16 protein-coding genes are annotated in these 19,122 nt (G+C 65.8%); 9 read left to right on the forward strand and 7 right to left on the reverse strand.

The window, feature by feature from the left end:
- Positions 1-173: 173 nt before the first annotated feature.
- From QX073_RS12015 to QX073_RS12040, 6 genes are all read right to left on the reverse strand, one after another.
- Complete coding sequence (locus QX073_RS12015; protein ID WP_315713771.1) at positions 174-1,397, reverse strand: ABC transporter substrate-binding protein; 1,224 nt, start codon at positions 1,395-1,397, stop codon at positions 174-176.
- Between the two features lie 10 nt (positions 1,398-1,407).
- On the reverse strand, positions 1,408-2,424 hold the full coding sequence (locus tag QX073_RS12020; RefSeq protein ID WP_315713772.1) for a branched-chain amino acid ABC transporter permease: 1,017 nt from the start codon (positions 2,422-2,424) through the stop codon (positions 1,408-1,410).
- A gap of 2 nt (positions 2,425-2,426) precedes the next feature.
- A complete protein-coding gene (locus QX073_RS12025) occupies positions 2,427-3,305 on the reverse strand; it encodes a branched-chain amino acid ABC transporter permease (RefSeq protein WP_315713773.1) in 879 nt (292 codons plus the stop codon).
- Between the two features lie 13 nt (positions 3,306-3,318).
- The gene (locus QX073_RS12030; RefSeq protein ID WP_315713774.1) at positions 3,319-4,032 is read right to left on the reverse strand and encodes an ABC transporter ATP-binding protein; all 714 of its coding nucleotides are present in this window, start codon (positions 4,030-4,032) and stop codon (positions 3,319-3,321) included.
- Positions 4,029-4,826: an ABC transporter ATP-binding protein gene (locus QX073_RS12035; protein ID WP_315713775.1), complete on the reverse strand. Its 798-nt coding sequence runs from the start codon at positions 4,824-4,826 to the stop codon at positions 4,029-4,031. The genes QX073_RS12030 and QX073_RS12035 overlap by 4 nt, the downstream gene beginning before the upstream one ends.
- A gap of 66 nt (positions 4,827-4,892) precedes the next feature.
- Positions 4,893-5,777: an IclR family transcriptional regulator gene (locus tag QX073_RS12040; RefSeq protein WP_315713776.1), complete on the reverse strand. Its 885-nt coding sequence runs from the start codon at positions 5,775-5,777 to the stop codon at positions 4,893-4,895.
- Between the two features lie 213 nt (positions 5,778-5,990).
- On the opposite strand from QX073_RS12040, the gene QX073_RS12045 reads away from it, so the two are divergent.
- From QX073_RS12045 to glpK, 7 genes are all read left to right on the forward strand, one after another.
- Entirely contained in the window at positions 5,991-8,084 is a 2,094-nt protein-coding gene (locus QX073_RS12045; RefSeq protein WP_316225805.1) for a 3-hydroxyacyl-CoA dehydrogenase NAD-binding domain-containing protein, read from the forward strand.
- Between the two features lie 178 nt (positions 8,085-8,262).
- Positions 8,263-9,927: a dicarboxylate--CoA ligase PimA gene (gene pimA / locus QX073_RS12050; protein ID WP_316194827.1), complete on the forward strand. Its 1,665-nt coding sequence runs from the start codon at positions 8,263-8,265 to the stop codon at positions 9,925-9,927.
- Positions 9,928-9,946: 19 nt separating this feature from the next.
- Positions 9,947-11,134 (forward strand): acetyl-CoA C-acyltransferase, encoded by a 1,188-nt coding sequence (locus tag QX073_RS12055; RefSeq protein WP_315825956.1) that lies wholly within the window; start codon positions 9,947-9,949, stop codon positions 11,132-11,134.
- A 136-nt stretch (positions 11,135-11,270) separates the two neighbouring features.
- A complete protein-coding gene (pimC, locus tag QX073_RS12060) occupies positions 11,271-12,464 on the forward strand; it encodes a pimeloyl-CoA dehydrogenase large subunit (protein WP_316169542.1) in 1,194 nt (397 codons plus the stop codon).
- A 161-nt stretch (positions 12,465-12,625) separates the two neighbouring features.
- Positions 12,626-13,768 (forward strand): pimeloyl-CoA dehydrogenase small subunit, encoded by a 1,143-nt coding sequence (pimD, locus tag QX073_RS12065; RefSeq protein WP_316194824.1) that lies wholly within the window; start codon positions 12,626-12,628, stop codon positions 13,766-13,768.
- 275 nt (positions 13,769-14,043) lie between these two features.
- Positions 14,044-14,817, forward strand: coding sequence for an SDR family oxidoreductase (locus tag QX073_RS12070; RefSeq protein ID WP_316167369.1), 774 nt, complete (start codon positions 14,044-14,046; stop codon positions 14,815-14,817).
- A gap of 282 nt (positions 14,818-15,099) precedes the next feature.
- Positions 15,100-16,602 (forward strand): glycerol kinase GlpK, encoded by a 1,503-nt coding sequence (gene glpK / locus QX073_RS12075; protein ID WP_316194823.1) that lies wholly within the window; start codon positions 15,100-15,102, stop codon positions 16,600-16,602.
- A 21-nt stretch (positions 16,603-16,623) separates the two neighbouring features.
- On the opposite strand, the gene QX073_RS12080 is transcribed toward glpK, so the two are convergent.
- Positions 16,624-17,514 carry an alpha/beta hydrolase gene (locus tag QX073_RS12080; protein WP_316225806.1) on the reverse strand — a complete coding sequence of 297 codons (891 nt, stop codon included), beginning with the start codon at positions 17,512-17,514 and terminating at the stop codon, positions 16,624-16,626.
- 110 nt (positions 17,515-17,624) lie between these two features.
- Between QX073_RS12080 and QX073_RS12085 the strand changes: the two genes are divergently transcribed.
- Together QX073_RS12085 and QX073_RS12090 are read left to right on the forward strand one after the other, a co-directional pair.
- A complete protein-coding gene (locus QX073_RS12085; RefSeq protein WP_316225807.1) occupies positions 17,625-18,218 on the forward strand; it encodes a GNAT family N-acetyltransferase in 594 nt (197 codons plus the stop codon).
- A gap of 60 nt (positions 18,219-18,278) precedes the next feature.
- Positions 18,279-18,911, forward strand: coding sequence for a glutathione S-transferase family protein (locus tag QX073_RS12090; RefSeq protein WP_316225808.1), 633 nt, complete (start codon positions 18,279-18,281; stop codon positions 18,909-18,911).
- Positions 18,912-19,122: the final 211 nt, after the last annotated feature.

Raw genomic sequence — 19,122 nt, forward strand, 5'->3', positions numbered from 1 at the left:
CACAATTTGGGCGGGTGCTTGCTCTGCGAGAACAGCCTGAGATCAGCTAAACGGTGTCTGTCCACCGTTCATGGCATCGTCGGTGCGACCTACGAAAAAGCCCTCCGCGCGGATGGCGCGGAGGGCGAGGTTGAGATCGGCACCGCTCTCGGCGGCGATGCTCGATTGCACGATTACTCGATGGCGCCGCTGATCGCCTCGCCGAACAGCTCCCACTTCTCGCCTTTGAACCGCATCATCTGCAATTGCTCGATGGGCGCGAAGTCGGTAGCCGAGGTGTTGATCTTGACGCCCGGCAGCAAGGTGTCGGGCGCGAAGTCCTTCAGGCTGGCGGCCTGCTTCATCACATTGGCGCGGGTGAGGTCGTCGCCGCACATCTGCAGCACCTTCACGAGCGTCTGTGCGGCGCCGTAGCCATAGACGGTCGAGCTGTCGAGCTTGTTGGCGTCGGGATAATACTGCGCGAGGAAGTCGAAGAACTTCTTCATGCCGGGATCATCGTTCCACTGCGGATCCGCAGCGTCCTTGGCATAGGCGGCCGAAAGAATCCCTTGCGAGTTCTCGAAGCCGGCCGGCTTGATCACGCTGCCGACCGAGGCCGAGACGTTGACGACCAGATGCGTCGGATGCCAATCGATCTCGGCAAGTTTCTTGATCGCCTGCGCCGCGAACTTGGGCGTCGTGACGCTGAAGAAGACGTCGGCGCCGGAGGCCTTCAGCTTGACGATGTGGCCGTCGATCGAGGGTTCGGAGGTCTCGTAGCTCTCTTCCATGACGATCATGGACGCGGCCTTGTCGCCGAGGCCATCCTTGAGGCCCTTCAGATAATCCTTGCCGAAATCGTCGTTCTGGAACAGCACGCCGACCTTGGCGCCGGGCTTGTCCTTGAGCAGGTACTTCGCATAGATGCGGCCCTCGCTCTGGTAGCTCGGCTGCCAGCCCATGGTCCAGGGGAAGTTCTTCGGGTCGTTCCACTTGGTTGCGCCGGTGGCGACGAACAGTTGCGGGATCTTCTTGCCGTTGAGATATTTCTGGATCGCCGAGTTCGAGGGCGTGCCGAGCGGGTTGAAGACGAACAGGACCTCGTCGCTTTCGACCAGCTTGCGCACCTGCTCGACCGCCTTGGGCGGCGAATAGGCGTCGTCATAGCTGACGAAGTTGATCTTTCGGCCGTTGATGCCGCCCTCGGCGTTGATCTTCTTGAAATACGCCTCCTCGGTCTTTCCGATCACGCCGTAGGCGGACGCCGGCCCGCTATAGGGCATGATGTTGCCGATCTTGATCTCGGTATCCGACGCGCCGGCGTCGTATTTCTTCTGGGCGAGTGCTGCGCCCGAGGTGAGGGCGATGACCGCCGTCGCGATCGCGGCGATTCGTAGTTGTTGAACGACCTGCAAGAGTTCCTCCTTAGTTCTTTCTGAGTTTGCCGAGCAGCTGCTGCGCCACCATCGCCACCTGCCGCGAGCCGTGCGGCACGAGGAAGATGACGAGGAACAGCAGCACGCCGAACACCGCGCCGGACAGGCCCTTCGAAATGCCTTCGGCGATGTTGGGAACGAAGATGATGAAGGCCGCGCCGACGAACGATCCGGGCAGCCAGCCGACGCCGCCGACGACCATGCCGAGGAACAGCGAGATCGCGAGAACGATCGTGTAGCTGTCGGGTGCCACGAACTGCACGGCGATGGCGCCGAGGCCGCCGGCGACGCCGGTGATGCCGGCGCTGACGCCGAACGCCAGCGTCTTGTAGGTCGCGACGTCGATGCCCATGGCGGACGCTGCGATCTCGTTGTCGCGAATCGCCATGAAAGCCCGCCCCGAACGCGAGCGTAATAGGTTCACCGAGAACACGTAGATCGCGATCGTGATCGCCAGCGTGAAGTAGTACAGCCACATGTCCTGCGACATCGGCAGGCCGAACGGCGCGTCCGGCTTGGTGACGACGAGGCCCTGCACGCCGCCGGTCCATTCCTCGAAGAAGCCGAGCTTGAGGATCTGCGGCATCGCGGTGGCGAGCGCGAAGGTGGCGAGCGCGAGATACACGCCCGAGAGCCGCAGCGCCGGTTGGCCGAACAGGAAGCCGAAGCCGAAGCAGATGACGCCGGCGACCGGCAGGGTCAGCGCGTAGTTGACATTGTACTGCTCCATCAGGATCGCCGACGTATAGGCGCCGACCGCATAGAACGCGCTCTGCCCGAGAGAGAACTGTCCGGAGCCGCCGGTCAGGATGTTCAACGCCAGCACGGCGAGTCCGTAGATCAGGAGCATCGTCATCTGGAAGATGATGAAGTTCTTGACGAACAGCGGAACCACGAGAAGCAGAAGCACGACGACGAAGGTGGTGCCGGAACTCAAGGTCATGGCCCGCTTCGGAACGGCATCGACCGCGGGCGCCTGGGATGCGATGTCCTCGACTGCGCTCATGATCAGACTCGCTTCACGATGTTGCGGCCGAACAGGCCGGCCGGTTTGATGACTAGGACGGAGATGATGAGGGCCAGTGCGATCGGCAGCTTCATCTCATTGCCCACGTGGGGAATGTAGGTGCCGGCGAGATTCTCGAAGATGCCGACCAGGAAGCCGCCGAGCACCGCACCGAAGGGGCTGGTGAGGCCCCCAAGCACGGCCGCGGCGAAACCGTAGATCAGCACGCCGCCCATCATGTTGGGCTCGAGGAACACCACCGGCGCGATCAGCATGCCGGCGATCGAGCCGATCGCGGCCGCCATGCCCCAGCCGAGCGCAATCATCCAGGAGGTGTTGATGCCGACCAGCCGCGCCGATTCCGGCAAGGCTGCGGCCGCGCGCATCGCAAGTCCGACACGGGTGTACTGGAAGAAGAAGTACAGCCCGATCAGGAGCAGCAGGGTGATGCCGATCATGCCGGCCTGATGGGTCGAGATCAGCTGGCTGCCCAGGAACGGCGAGGAGCCGAACGGCGTCGGGTACTGCTTGATGGTGAAGTCCCAGATCAGCCCGGCGCAGGAGTTGATGATCGAGAACAGCGCGATGAAGCCGGCGACCTGGGTCAGGATCGGCGCCTTGGTCAGTGGCTTGAACAGCACCCGCTCGATCACGATGCCGCCGGCGAAGGAGAAGGCCAGCGTCACCACGAAGGCGACCCAGTAGGGCAGGCCCCATTGCATCAGCTGCCAGGAGATGAATGTCGAGAACATCGCCATCTCGCCTTGCGCAAAGTTGAGATGGTCGATGGCCTGGTAGATCATCACGACGGCGAGCGCCATGCAGGCGTAGATCGCGCCCGTCGCAATGCCGGCCAGGACCTGGTTGGTGAAGAGCTCCATTGTCCCGCCTCCGTTAGTAGCCCAAATAGGATTTGCGGACGTTCTCGTCTTTCGCGATGTCCGAGGCCGCGCCCGACATGACGATGCGGCCCGTCTCGATCACATAGGCCCGATCGGCGAGCTCGAGCGCGAGCTGCGCATTCTGCTCGACCACGAGGATCGAGACCTTTTCCTCGCGGTTGATCTTGCCGAGGATGCCGAAAAGGTCGCGGACCACCAGCGGTGCCAAGCCGAACGACGGCTCGTCGAGCAGCATCAGCCTGGGTCGCAGCATCAGCGCGCGGGCCACCGCCAGCATCTGCTGCTCGCCGCCGGATAAGGTGCCGGCCTGCTGGGTGTGGCGTTCCTTCAGCTTGGGGAAGTAGGAGTACATCCGCTCGATGTCGGCGACGATGCCCGCCTTGTCGCTGCGCGTGATGGCGCCGAGCTGCAGGTTTTCTTCCACCGTCATGTTGGTGAAGGTGCCGCGGCCCTGCGGCACGTGCGCGATGCCGAAGCGCACGATGCTCTCGGTCGATTTGTTGTTGAGCGGCTTCCCCTCGAACTCGATCGCACCGGTCGAGCGCACCATGTTGCAGATGGCGCGCAGGGTGGTGGTCTTGCCGGCGCCATTGGCGCCGAGCAGGGTCGTCAGCGAACCCTCGTTGAGGGAGAAGGAGAGGCCGTGCAGGGCCTGGACCTGGCCGTAATAGGCGCGCAGGTCCTTGACGTTGAGCAGCGGCGTCATTGATCCTTGCTCCCGAGATAGGCCTTGATGACGTCGGGATCGGCCTGCACCTGGGCGGGCGTGCCCTCGGCGAGCTTGCGGCCGAAATTCAGCGCCACGACGTGGTCGGCGATCGACATCACCAGTCCCATGTGATGCTCGACCAGCAGCACGGTCACCTTGCGGTCGTCGCGAATGCGCCGGATCAGATCGCCCAGCACATGGACTTCCTCATGATTGAGCCCGCCGGCGGGCTCGTCGAGCAGCAGGATCTTGGGATCGGCGGCGAGCGCGCGCGCCAGCTCGACGCGCTTCTGGGTGCCGAACGGCAGCCCGGACACGGTCTTGTGCGCGACCTCCTCGAGGTCGAGATAGGCGAGAATTTCGTGAACCTTGGTGTTGACGGAATTCTCGCTGCGCCGGACCCAGGCCAGACGCAGCGAATCCGAGATGATGTCGCTGGAGGTGCGCGCATGGGTGCCGACGCGGACGTTGTCGAGCACGGAGAGATTGGGAAACAGCGCGACATTCTGGAAGGTGCGGCCGATGCCGATCTCGGCAATGCGGTGCGGCGGCCGCTTCAGGATGCTGTGGCCTTCCATCAGGATGTCGCCGGAACTCGGCTGGTAGAGCCGGCTGAGGCAGTTGAACAGGGTGGTCTTGCCGGCGCCGTTCGGGCCGATGAGGCCGAGGATCTGACCCTCGCGCATCTCGAACGAGACGCCGTTCAGCGCCACGATGCCGCCGAACACGACGCTGACGTCGCGGACGACGAGCAGCGGATCGTTGGTCTGGGCGAGTTGTGCCTGCGTCATCTCGTCTCGCCCCTCCCCAAATCGTTCAGGTCAGGACGCGGCGCCAGCCGACCGCGATGATGCAGGCTATCTGATACCCTCGGCAACACGGGCAACTTTTCCTCCTGGCTTCGGCTTTTTATTGAGTTCTTTGTTTGATGGGCTGCTTGTTTGATTAGTTGACGGCGCGAGGCCGCCGAGCGCCGCTTCGATGTTCCTTACCATCGCGACGAGACGAGGTCCAATGTCGGTGCGCAAGCGCTCTTCCGTGAAGCGGAATGCCGGTGCTCCGCAATTCACGGCGTAGGGACCGGTTCCGTCGTTCAGCCGCAACGCGACGCCGACCGCATGAACGTCGTCCTGCCATTCGCCGGCGGAGATCGTGAAGCCATATTTCGCAACGGTCTCGCCGGCGCGCTCGATGCCGTCGCGGATCTTCGGCCAACGGCTGCCGTAATGCTCGCGCATCTCCCGCATCAACGCGGCGCGGTCCTCGTCCGGCAGCGCCCAGATGTAGGCGCGGCCCATCGCGGTCGTTGCAATCGGAATGCGCGAGCCGACGTCGAGTTGAACGTTGATGACGCCGTGACGGCTCTGGCCGAAATAGATCATGCTCAGCCGGTCGCGGCCGCCGATGGCGACCGCGCCGCCGGTCTCGCGCATCAGCTGCTCGCGGAACGGCTCGGAAAGATGGCGGATGCCGAGATTGGCGAGCGCGGCGTAGCCCAGCGCCAGCGCCGCTGGGGCCAGCTGGTATTTCTCGAAGCGCGGCACCGGGGTGAGATAGCCGAGCTTGGTGAGCGTGTAAGTGAGGCGCGAGACCGTCGCCTTCGGCAGGTTGGTGCGCGCGGCGATTTCCTGATTGCCCAGCAGGCCGTCATTCGGCCGGAACGCCCGCAGCACGTCGAGGCCGCGCGCCAGCGCGACGACGAAGCTCCGATCGGTCGCGGGTTTCTTCCCTGGGCGTTTCATGTCATCGGCTGTTGATTGATGAGCCTCGTTGACAACGCTCGTGCTTCAAAATAACCCTGGATGTCAAGATGTGGAATTAGATTTCGCACTGCGGAATTGATGTTCGGCAGCGGGTAGACGCAAGCAAGGCTGATACTCTGCGCAAATGAAGAGCCAAGAATTGGCCGGTGCGTTAACCGGCCGCAAAGAAACGACATCCCAAGGAGCTTACGCGTGAGCGAAGTGGCAAAGCTTGACCGTCATGACATCATCGGCATCGTCACCATCGACAGCCCGCCCGTCAATGCGCTGAGTGCCGCAGTTCGCGGCGGCATCCTGGACAACGTCAAGGCGGCGATCGCCGATCCCGCGATCAAGGCGATCGTGCTGACCTGCGGCGGCCGTACCTTCATCGCCGGGGCCGACATCACCGAGTTCGGCAAGCCACCGAAGCCGCCGGCGCTCAACGACGTGCTGAGCACGATCGAGAACAGCCCCAAGCCGGTCATTGCGGCGATTCATGGAACGGCCCTGGGCGGTGGTCTCGAAGTGGCGCTCGCCTGTCATTATCGTGTCGCCACCAAGGAGGCGAAGCTCGGACTGCCCGAGGTGAAGCTCGGCCTGCTGCCGGGCGCGGGCGGCACCCAGCGCCTGCCGCGCGCCGTAGGCCCCGAGCTCGCAGTCAAGATGATCGTCGGCGGTGACCCGATCGGCGCAGTGGAAGCGCTGAAGGCGGGCCTGATCGAGGAGATCGTCGAGGGGCCGGCATCGGGCGGCGAAGCCTTCGCGCGCAAGGTGGTGGCGGAGAACCGTCCGCTGCGCAAATTGCGCGATGACGATTCCAAGCTGGCGGCCGCCAAGGCCGATCGCACGATCTTCACCAGTGCGGTGGCGGCGATCACCAAGAAGTCGCGTGGGCTCGAGGCGCCGTTCGCAGCGGCCGACGCGGTCGGCTATGCGATCGACCTGCCGTTCGACGAGGGCCTGAAGAAGGAGCGCGAAGGTTTCCTCAAGCTGCTCACCAGCGATCAGTCCAAGGCGCAGCGCTATGCGTTCTTCGCCGAGCGCGAGGCCGCCAAGATCGCCGGCGTGCCCGAGGGCACCAAGGGCCGCAAGGTCGAGCGCGTCGCGATCATCGGCGCCGGCACCATGGGCGGCGGCATTGCGATGTCGTTCGCCAATGCTGGCATTCCGGTCACGCTGATCGAGACCGCCGAGGAGCAGCTGAAGCGCGGTATGGGCGTCATGCAGAAGAACTGGGAGGCGACCGCCGCGCGCGGCGGCATCCCGGCGGATGCACCGGCCAAGCGCATGGCGTTGATCGACGGCAAGGTCGGTCTCGAGAACGTCAAGGACGCCGACCTCGTCATCGAGGCGGTGTTCGAGACCATGGCGGTGAAGAAGGAAGTGTTCGGCAAGCTCGATCAATACGCAAAGCCGGGCGCGGTGCTGGCCTCGAACACGTCCTATCTGAACATCGACGCCATCGCCGCAGAGACCAGCCGGCCGCAGGACGTGCTCGGCATGCATTTCTTCTCGCCGGCTAACGTCATGAAGCTGTGCGAAATCGTGCGTGCGGAGAAGACGGCGCCGGATGCGCTCGTCACCGCGGTGTCGATCGCGCGCAAGATCGCAAAGGTGCCGGCCGTGGTCGGCGTCTGCGACGGCTTCGTCGGCAATCGCATGCTGGCGCAGCGCGGCAAGCAGGCCGAGAAGCTGTTGTTCGAAGGCGCGCTGCCGCAGCAGGTCGACGCGGTCGTCACCAAGTTCGGCATGCCGATGGGCCCGTTCGCGATGGGCGATCTCGCTGGCCTCGACATCGGCTGGCGCTCGCGCAAGGACCGCGGCATCAAGAGCGAGATCGCGGATGCGCTGTGCGAGGCCGGCCGCTTCGGCCAGAAGACCGGCAAGGGCTATTACAAATATGAGGCGGGCTCGCGCGCGCCGCTGCCGGATCCCGATGTCGAGAAGCTGATCGACGAGACGCTCGCCAAGCTCGGCCTCAAGCGGCGCGCGGTCAGCGACGAGGAGATCCTCGAGCGCATGATGTATCCGATGATCAACGAGGGCGCGAAGATCCTCGCCGAAGGCATTGCCGCGCGTCCGTCCGACATCGATGTGGTCTGGCTGTACGGCTATGGCTGGCCGATCTATCGCGGCGGCCCGATGTACTGGGCCGACAGCGTCGGCCTGAAGCACATCGCCGAGCGGCTGGCGTTCTATGCCAAGGAGACCAATGATCCCTCGCTCGAGCCGGCGCCGCTGCTGAAGCAGCTCGCGGAGGAAGGCAAGACGTTCGCCTCGCTGGCGCAGGGGAAGGCCGCTTGAGGCTTTGCCCTAGCTCCGTGCACAGCTGCGCCCCCCTCCCCCTTGCGGGGAGGGGTTGGGGGTGGGGGTCCACAACGGCAGTCTCGCCCGGAGCCACCCCCCTCCCTGGCCCTCCCCCACAAGGGGGGAGGGAACGGGAAGAGCGGGGCCGCCTTACGGCAAGAAACACAGAGTCCGCATGACCCATCCTGGCGAACAGTTCTATCCCGAAGGCGTCCGCTGGGACGCGCCGATCGCGCGTGGCACCTTGCCAGATCTGCTGGCAAAGGCGGTCAGTGACTTCGGCGATCGCGACGCGCTGGAATTCCGCGACCGCCCCGTCACCTTCAAGCAACTCGCGGCGCTCGTCGACCAGGCTGCCGCGGCGTTCCTGCGAGCCGGTTTTGGCAAGGGCGCGTCGATCGCGCTGTTCCTCGGCAATACGCCGGATCATCCGATCAACTTCTTCGGCGCGCTCAAGGCCGGCGCCCGCGTCGTGCACCTGTCGCCGCTCGATGGCGAGATCGCGCTGTCGCACAAGCTCAGCGATTCCGGCGCACGCATTCTCGTCACCTCGAACCTGTCGGCGCTGCTGCCGACGGCGCTGAAGTTCCTCGAGAAGGGCCTGCTCGACCGCCTGATCGTCTGCGAGGATGATCATTGGGGCAAGGTCGGTACGTCACAGACGCCGTTGCCGGATAGCTCCGCCGTGACCACCCATCGTGCCTTCGTCGAGGGCGCCGTGGCGCCGGCAGCGTGGCCGGCCATCTCGCCCGACGACATCGCCCTGCTGCAATATACCGGCGGCACCACCGGCCTGCCCAAGGGCGCGATGCTGACCCATGGCAATCTCACCTCGGCGGTGTCGATCGCCGAAATCTGGGGCCGCGCGACGCGCGCGAACGGCAACGGCTCCGACCGAGTCATCTGCGTGCTGCCGCTGTTCCACATCTATGCGCTGACGGTGGTGCTGCTGACCTCGCTGCGTCTCGGCAGCCTGATCTCGCTGCACCAGCGCTTCGACTTGGAAGCCGTGATGCACGACATCGAGGTCAAGCGCGCGACCTATTTTCCCGGCGTGCCGACGATGTGGATCGCGATCGCCAACCTGCCCGATCTCGACACGCGCGATCTGTCGTCGCTGACCAGCGTTGGCTCCGGTGGCGCGCCGCTGCCAGTCGAGGTCGCGCGCATCCTGGAGCGCCGCGTCGGCATGAAGCTGAAGAGCGGCTGGGGCATGACCGAGACCTGCTCGCCCGGCACCGCCCATCCCAAGGGTGGCCCGGACAAGCCCGGCTCGATCGGGATCACGCTGCCCGGCATCGAGATGGACGTCGTGTCGCTCGAGGATCCCGCAAAGGTGCTCGGCGTGAACGAGGTCGGCGAGATCCGGATCAAGGGGCCGAACGTCACCAAGGGCTATTGGAACCGGCCGGACGAAACGGCGCAGTCGTTCGTCGGCGATCATTTCCTGACCGGCGACATCGGCTATGTCGACGCCGACGGTTTCTACTTCCTGGTCGACCGCAAGAAGGACATGATCATCTCCGGCGGCTTCAACGTCTATCCGCAGATGATCGAGCAGGCGATCTACACCCATCCGGCGGTGCAGGAGGTCATCGTGATCGGCATTCCCGACGCCTATCGCGGCGAGGCGGCCAAGGCCTTCATCAAGCTGCGCGACGGCTTCGCGCCGTTCCCGGTCGAGGATCTCCGCGCCTTCCTCACCGGCAAGCTCGGCAAGCACGAGCTGCCGGCGGCGGTCGAGTTCGTCGACGAGCTGCCGCGCACGCCGGTCGGCAAGCTGTCGCGTCACGAACTGCGCCAGCAGCAATCACCCACGTCTCACAGCAAACATCCGTAACAACAACAGGAGGTCGCCCATGACCGATGCCGTCATCGTTTCCACCGCCCGCACGCCGATCGGCAAGGCCTATCGCGGCGCGCTCAACGCCACCGGCGGCGCGACGCTGCTCGGCCACGCCATCGGCGAGGCGGTCAAGCGCGCCAAGGTCGATCCGGCCGAGGTCGAGGATGTCGTGATGGGCGCAGCCCTGCAGCAGGGCTCGACCGGCGGCAACATCGCGCGCAAGGCGCTGCTGCGTGCCGGCCTGCCGGTGTCGGTCGGCGGCACCACCATCGACCGCCAGTGCGCCTCCGGCCTGCAGGCGATTGCGCTCGCGGCGCGCTCGGTGATCTTCGACGGTGTCGAGATCGCAGTCGGCGGCGGCGGCGAATCGATCTCGCTGGTCCAGAACGACAAGATGAACACGTTCCAGGCCACCGATCCGGCGCTGCTCGAGATCAAGGGCGACGTCTACATGCCGATGATCGACACCGCCGAGATCGTCGCCAAGCGCTACGGCATCTCCCGCGAGCGCCAGGATGAATATGCGCTGGAGAGCCAGCGCCGCACCGCTGCCGCGCAGCAGGGCGGCAAGTTCAACGACGAGCTGGCGCCGATCTCGACCAAGATGGCGGTCACCGACAAGGCCACCGGCAACGTCTCGTTCAAGGACGTCACCCTGTCGCAGGACGAAGGTCCGCGCCCCGAGACGACGGCCGAAGGTCTCGCCGGCCTCAAGGCCGTGCGCGGCGACGGCTTCTCGATCACCGCCGGCAATGCCAGCCAGCTCTCCGACGGCGCCTCCGCCTGCGTGATCATGAGCGACGCCACCGCGGCGAAGCGCGGCCTGCAGCCGCTCGGCATCTTCCGCGGCTTCGTCGCGCATGGCTGCGAGCCCGACGAGATGGGCATCGGCCCGGTGTTCGCGGTGCCGCGTCTATTGAAGCGCCATGGCCTGACCGTCGACGACATCGGCCTGTGGGAACTCAACGAGGCGTTCGCCGTGCAGGTGCTGTACTGCCGCGACAAGCTCGGCATCGACCCCGACAAGATCAACGTCAATGGCGGCGCCATCGCGGTCGGCCATCCCTACGGCATGTCGGGCGCGCGGCTCACGGGCCACGCGCTGATCGAAGGCCGCCGCCGCAAGGCCAAGTACGCGGTGGTGACGATGTGCGTCGGCGGCGGCATGGGCGCCGCCGGCCTGTTCGAGGTGCTGCAATAGGTCTTCGTCATTCCGGGGCGCGCGAGCCCGGAATCCATACTCACGATGGTGGTTATGGATTCCGGGTTCGCCTCTTCGAGGCGCCCCGGAATGACAGCTCGATTTGTCGACGAATATATACACACGGGAGGATCCGATGGATCTTGCATTCACGAAGGAAGAGCAGGCGTTCCGCGAGGAAGTCCGGCAGTTCTTCAAGGACAATGTCCCGCCGGAGACCCGGCGCAAAATGATCGAAGGCCGCCATCTGTCGAAGGACGAGATGGTGACCTGGTGGCGCATCCTCAACAAGAAGGGTTGGGGTGTCTCGCACTGGCCGGAGGAATATGGCGGCACCGGTTGGACCTCCGTGCAGCACTACATCTTCAACGAGGAGCTGCAGGCCTATCCGGCGCCGCAGCCGCTCGCCTTCGGCGTCAGCATGGTCGGCCCGGTGATCTACACCTTCGGCAACGAGGAGCAGAAGAAGAAGTATCTGCCGCGCATCGCCAATGTCGACGACTGGTGGTGCCAGGGCTTCTCCGAGCCGGGCTCGGGCTCCGACCTCGCATCGCTGAAGACCAAGGCCGAGCGCCGCGGCGACAAGTGGATCATCAACGGCCAGAAGACCTGGACCACGCTCGCGCAGCACGCCGACATGATCTTCTGCTTGTGCCGCACCGATCCCTCCGCGAAGAAGCAGATGGGCATCTCCTTCATCGTGTTCAGCATGAAGTCGAAGGGCGTCACGGTGCGTCCGATCCAGACCATCGACGGCGGCCACGAGGTCAACGAGGTGTTCTTCGACGACGTCGAAGTGCCCATCGAGAACTTGATCGGCGAGGAGAACAAGGGCTGGGACTACGCCAAGTTCCTGCTCGGCAATGAGCGCACGGGGATCGCCCGCGTCGGCGTCTCCAAGGAGCGTATCCGCCGCATCAAGGAGCTCGCCGCCAAGATCGAATCCGGCGGCCGCCCGGTGCTGGAGGACCCGTCGTTCCGCGAGAAGCTCACGGCCTGCGAGGTCGAGCTGAAGGCGCTGGAGCTGACGCAGCTGCGCGTCGTCGCCGACGAGGGCAAGCACGGCAAGGGCAAGCCCAACCCGGCCTCCTCGGTGCTGAAGATCAAGGGCTCCGAGATCCAGCAGACCACCACCGAGCTGCTGATGGAGGTCATCGGTCCGTTCGCCGCGCCCTACGACGTCCACGGTGACGACGACAGCAGCAACGAGACCATGGACTGGACCGCGCAGATCGCGCCGAGCTACTTCAACAACCGCAAGGTCTCGATCTACGGCGGCTCCAACGAGATCCAGCGCAACATCATCGCCAAGGCGGTGCTGGGGCTTTGAGTTGCTGTCATTCCGGGGCGCCGCGAAGCGGCGAGCTACGACGCGCAGTTGCGCGTCGGAGAATCCATAACCACCATCGTGAGTATGGATTCCGGGCCCGCGCCTTGCGGCGCGTCCCGGAATGACGCCGATGATGAATTCCGGGTACGAGGATAGAGAGCATGGATTTTGATCTCACCGAGGAGCAGCGTCTCCTCAAGGACAGCATCGACGGCCTGCTGGCGGATGCCTACGATTTCGACAAGCGCAAGCTGTACATGAAGGAGAAGGGCGGCTGGAGCCGCGCGATGTGGTCCAAGCTCGCCGAGCAGGGCCTGCTCGGTCTGCCGTTCTCGGAAGACGACGGCGGCTTCGGCGCCGGCGGCGTCGAGACCATGATCGTGATGGAGGCGATGGGTCGCGCGCTGGTGCTCGAGCCGTATCTCGCAACCGTGGTGCTGGCCGGCGGTTTCCTCCGTCATGGCGGCTCGGCGGCGCAGAAGGCCGCGCATCTGCCTGGAATCATCGACGGCAGTAGGACGTTTGCGTTCGCCCAGCTCGAGAAGCAGTCGCGCTATGACCTGTTCGACGTTGCGACGACTGCGAAGAAGAAGGGCGATGGCTGGGTCATCGACGGCGAAAAGTTCGTCGTGCTCAACGGCGAGAACGCCGACACCTTGATCGTGACCGCGCGCACCTCGGGCGGCCAGCGCGACAAGTCGGGCATCGGCGTGTTCATCGTGCCGGCCGACGCCAAGGGTGTCACCCGCAAGGGCTATCCGACCCAGGACGGTCTGCATGCCGCCGACATCACCTTCACCGGTGTGGAAGTCGGCGCCGACGCCGCGATCGGCGATCCGGTCAACGCCCTGCCGCTGATCGAACGCGTCGTCGACGAGGCCCGCATCGCGCTGTGCGCGGAGGCCGTCGGCCTGATGGACGAGTCGCTGAAGACCACGGTCGAGTACATCAAGACGCGCAAGCAGTTCGGCGTCGCGATCGGCTCGTTCCAGTCGCTGCAGCACCGGGCGTCCGACATGTTCGTCGCGCTGGAGCAGGCCCGCTCGATGTCGATGTTCGCAACCATGGCCGCCGAGTTCGACGACGCCAAGGAGCGCGCCACCTCGATCGCCGCGGCCAAGGTGCAGATCGGCAAGTCGGCTAAGTTCGTCGGCCAGCAGGCGATCCAGCTCCATGGCGGCATCGGCATGACCATGGAGGCCAAGATCGGCCACTACTTCAAGCGTCTGACGATGATCGAGAGCACCTTCGGCGACACCGACTACCACATGCGCCGCGTCAGCGAGGCGGGCGGGTTGATCTAGAAAGCTTGGTCGTTGCCGGGCTTGACCCGGCAACCCATCGCTTTCTGAAGATGGATGCGCGGGCCTTCGCCGCGCCGAAGGGGCTTCGGCCCCGCAGGCGGGTCAAGCCCGCGCATGACGGATTTGAGAGGGCTACGCTGCCGGTGTCGACCGGCTCCGGAGTGATTTGATCGATCGAGCCGTCATTGCGAGCGAAGCGAAGCAATCCAGGGCGGTATGCTTGATCTGGATTGCGTCGTCGCTTCGCTCCTCGCAATGACGCGGAGGAAGCAGACATGACCCCCAATCCCTTCGACCTCTCCGGCCAGGTCGCCGTCATCACCGGCTCGAGCCGCGGAATCGGCCGGGCGTCGGCGGAGCTGCTCGCGCAACTCGGCGCCAAGGTGGTGATCTCCAGCCGCAAGGCCGACGCTTGCGAGGAGGTCGCGAGCGCCATCCGCGCCAATGGTGGCGAGGCCCACGTCATCCCCTGCAACATCTCCCGGCGGGCCGAGGTCGACGCGCTGATCGACGGTGCCGTCAACCAATACGGCCAGGTCGACATCCTCGTCTGCAATGCTGCGGTCAACCCGTATTACGGTCCGCTGCTCGACATCACCGACGAGGCGTTCGACAAGATCATGGCCTCCAACGTGAAGAGCAATCTCTGGCTCTGCGCCAAGGCGATCCCGCCGATGGCCGCGCGGGGCAAGGGCTCGGTGATCATTGTCTCCTCGATCGGCGGCCTGCGCGGCTCGACCGTGATCGGCGCCTACGGCATCTCCAAGGCCGCCGACTTCGCGTTGTGCCGCAGCCTTGCCGGCGAATGGGGGCCGCACGGCGTGCGCATCAATTGCGTCGCGCCCGGCCTGATCAAGACCGATTTCGCCCGCGCGCTGTGGGAGGACGAAGCCCGCCTGAAGCAGCGCTGTGCCACCACCCCGCTGCGTCGCATCGGCGAGCCGCACGAGATCGCCGGCGCGGTCGCCTACCTCGCCTCGGATGCGTCGACCTTCATGACCGGCCAGACCATCGTCGTCGACGGCGGCGTGACAACGGCCGCGGTGTAGCCTTCGTATCCGAGCGGCGGAGCTGATCGCGGGTGTTCACCCTCCCCTGGAGGGGGAGGGTCGCCTCACGACGAGCGAAGCGAAACGTGAGGCGGGGTGGGGTGATCTCTCCACAATCGCCATCGCCCGTGGCTCACCGCACCCCGCTCGCCCGCTGCGCGGGCGATCGACCCTCCCCCTCCAGGGGAGGGTGGATAGACACGTGCCGCTCCACCTTGACCTCGCCCGCCCGATCCGCTTGCTTGTCGGCCCAACGTCGTCAACCTACCGGGAAGAAAACCCATGTCCTTCGTGCTGGCCATCGATCAGGGCACCACGTCCTCGCGCGCGATGGTGTTCCGCTCCGACATCTCGATCGCCGCGGTCGCGCAGCAGGAATTCCCGCAGCATTTCCCGGCCTCCGGCTGGGTCGAGCACGAGCCGGAGGACATCTGGACCTCGACGGTGATGACCTGCCGCGATGCGCTTGAGAAGGCGGGACTGACGGCCAAGGACATCGCGGCGATCGGCATCACCAACCAGCGCGAGACCACCGTGGTATGGGACCGCGCCACCGGCCAGGCCGTCCACCGCGCCATCGTCTGGCAGGACCGCCGCACCGCCGACATCTGCGCCAAGCTCAAGGCCGATGGCCACGAGCCGGATGTCAGCGCCAAAACCGGCCTGATCATCGATCCCTATTTCTCCGGCACCAAGGTCGCCTGGATCCTCGACCACGTCCCTGGCGCGCGCGAGCGCGCCGAACGCGGCGAACTGATGTTCGGCACCGTCGATTGCTACCTGCTGTGGCGGCTGACCGGCGGCAAGGTGCATGCCACCGATGCCACCAACGCTTCGCGCACGCTGCTGTTCAACATCCACACCGGTGCGTGGGACGAGACGCTGCTGAAGCTCTTGCGCGTGCCGCGCTCGATGCTGCCCGAGGTGAAGGATTCCTCCGCCGATTTCGGCACCACCACGCCCGATCTGTTCGGCGGCCCGATCAAGGTCGCGGGGATCGCCGGCGACCAGCAGGCGGCCACCATCGGCCAAGCCTGCTTCACGCCGGGCATGATGAAGTCGACCTACGGCACCGGCTGCTTCGCGCTGCTCAACACCGGCGCCACGCCGGTGAAATCGAACAACAAGCTGCTGACGACGATCGCCTATCAGCTCAACGGCGTCAGGACCTACGCGCTCGAAGGCTCGATCTTCGTCGCCGGCTCGGCCGTGCAGTGGCTGCGCGACGGGCTCGGCATCATCAAGCATGCCGCCGAAACCGGCCCGCTCGCCGACAAGTCCGACTCGATGCAGTCGGTCTATCTGGTGCCGGCCTTCGTCGGCCTCGGCGCACCGTATTGGAATCCGCGCGTGCGCGGCGCGCTGTTCGGCCTGACCCGCAATACCGGCCCGGCCGAGCTCGCGCATGCCACGTTGGAGAGCGTGTGCTACCAGACCTACGATCTGTGGGCCGCGATGCGCGCCGACTGGCCCGATGCGTCCGCCGCCACGATCGTGCTGCGCGTCGACGGCGGCATGACCGCCTCGGACTGGACCATGCAGCGTCTCGCCGACCTGCTCGACGCACCAGTCGACCGTCCCATGATCCAGGAGACCACCGCGCTCGGCGCCGCCTATCTCGCCGGCCTCCACGCGGGCGTCTATCCGGAGCCGGAAAAGTTCGCGGACAATTGGCGGCTCGAGCACCGCTTCCGGCCGGCGATGAGCGCGGCGACGCGAGAGCGCAAGCTCGCCGGCTGGGCTCGCGCCGTGAAGGGGGTGCTGGCGAGCGACGAGGGCGAGTAGGGCGCTCGCCTCCCACAGCAGCTAAGCCAGGAACGCAGCAAGGTCGGCATTGACCTGCTTCATGTGGGTCACGAATAGCCCATGCGGGCCGCCGGGATAGACCTTCAGCTCGGCGCCCTTGATGCCCTTGGCGGTCGGCCGTGCCGTCATGTCGAGCGGCGCTGAGACGTCCTTGTCGCCGTGCAGGATCAGCACGGGACGGTCGATCTTCGCAAGCACCGGCCGCAGGTCGGTCGCGATCAGCGCGCGGTTGGTGGCGACCGCGACGGGAATGGGCATCTGGCGCATCATCGCCGCGACCCATTCCATCATCTGCGGCGAGGCGTCCTTAGTGAAGAACGGCAGCTTGTTGTCCTCGATCCATTTCGGAAAGTCGCTCTGCCACGCGGCCCAGCACTGCTCGAAATAGCCGTGGGGCGCGCCGAGCGCATTGTCCGCGGTCTGCAGCGGAAACGGCGTCGTCGGTCCGAGCATCGCGATGCGCGAGATGCGTCCCGTGCCGTGCCGCGCGACGTAGTTGAGGATCTCGTTGCAGCCCATGGACATGCCGACCAGCGCGACATCATCAAGGTCGAGCTGCGCGATGACCTCGGCGATGTCGTCGGCCAGGCGGTCGAGCTCGTAGCCGCCGCCCGGCACGTCGGAGCGTCCATGGCCGCGGCGGTCGAAGGCAATGCAGCGCAGCCCGCGCTGGCTGAGATCGGAGATCTGGTAGGTCCACATCGCGCTGGTCAGCGCCCAGGCATGTACGAACAGCACCGGCCGGCCGCTGCCCCACTCCTCGTGATAGAGCGTCACGCCGTCGCTGCAGCGGATACGGGGGCGCGCCGCGGTCGGTGCGGCGGCGAGGCTCGGTCCCGTCGCCGCGAAGGTGGCTGCTGCCGCGGTCAGCAGCACGTCTCGTCGTTGCATGGGCATGGCTCCTGATGTTGAATGCGCCGACCATGCCGGGACCGCTGTGCGGTTCCAATTACGTCCGGGGTAAGCTGGTTGCCGATCACCCTTCAATCAGGTCGTCTTGAGTGACCATTCCCGACGGATATGTCGACGTCCCGCCCGGCAAGGTCGCGGCCGTGGTGACCTCGCTGGAAATGCTGGCACCGCCAGTGCTGCCGCCCGATCCGGTCGGCGACTGGAGCATTCGCCGCGTCGCGCAGCCCGATCTCGCTTGGTACCGCGACCTCTATGCCCGCGTCGGCTGGGAGTGGCTGTGGTCGCAGCGCACGCGGATGAGCGATGCGGAGCTTGCCAAGACGATTCGCGCTGACGGAGTCGAGATCTACACCTTGGCGCATGGCGGCGGTGATGAAGCCCTGCTGGAGCTCGACTTCCGCAAGAAGACCGATTGCGAGCTGGCGCTGTTCGGCGTCACGTCGAAGCTGATCGGCACCGGCGCCGGACGGCTGCTGATGAACCACGCGCTGCGCCGCGCCTGGGCGCAGCCGCTGACGCGGCTCTGGGTCCACACCTGCAGCTTCGATCATCCCCGCGCGCTGGCCTTCTACCAGCGCTCCGGCTTCCGTCCCTTCCGGCGGCAGATCGAGATCGCCCCCGACCCGCGCCTCGACGGCACGCTGCCGCGCGACGTCGCAGCGCATGTGCCGCTGCTCGCCTGAACATGGGAGCTGACAACGGCGCCGAACGGCGCTTCAATGCGCCGCACAGGAGGATAACCGATGTTCCTGATCGGCCAATACGACTCGCCTTTCGTCCGCCGCACCGCGATCGCGCTCAAGCTCTACGGCGTGCCGTTCGAGCACAAGCCGTGGTCGACCTTCGGCGACGCCGACAAGATCGCGCCGTACAATCCGCTGCTGCGCGTGCCGGTGCTGGTGCTGGATGACGGCGAGGCGCTGATCGATTCAGCGGCGATCCTCGATCATCTCGACGAGACCGTCGGGCCCGAGCGCGCGATGCTGGCGCGGAGCGGCGCGCTGCGCCGCCAGCAGCTGCATACGATCGCGCTCGCGACCGGTCTCGGCGACAAGGCCGTCAGCCTTATCTACGAGCGCGTGCTGCGCAAGGACCGCCTCGCGCTGTGGGTCGCGCGCTGCGAGGCCCAGATCTCCGGCGTGCTGGCAATGCTGGAGGCCGAGCGCGCAGATGTGACGAGCGCCTATTGGTATGGCGACAACATCGGCCACGCCGACATCGCCGTCGCCTGCGTGCTGCGCTTCACACGCGAGGCGCATCCGCATCTGTTCGACGCCGCGCGCTATCCGGCGCTGGCGGCCCACGCCGCAAGGTGCGAGGCGCTGCCGCCATTCCAGGAGATCGTCCAGCCGCTGGCCCCGCCGAGCGGGGATTGATGGAGTCCATCGAGACGTCAGACCGTGCAGCTTGCTCGGTGCTCACCCTCCCCTGGAGGGGGAGGGTCGCCGCACGATGAGCGAAGCGAAACGTGAGGCGGGGTGGGGTGATCTCTCATCAGCAGCAGTGCTCGTGGCTTCGCCCCACCCCGATCGCCCGCTGCGCGTGCGAGCGACCCTCCCCCTCCAGGGGAGGGTGGGCAGCAGCGCA

The organism is Bradyrhizobium sp. SZCCHNS3052, from assembly GCF_032484495.1.
Lineage (GTDB): Bacteria > Pseudomonadota > Alphaproteobacteria > Rhizobiales > Xanthobacteraceae > Bradyrhizobium.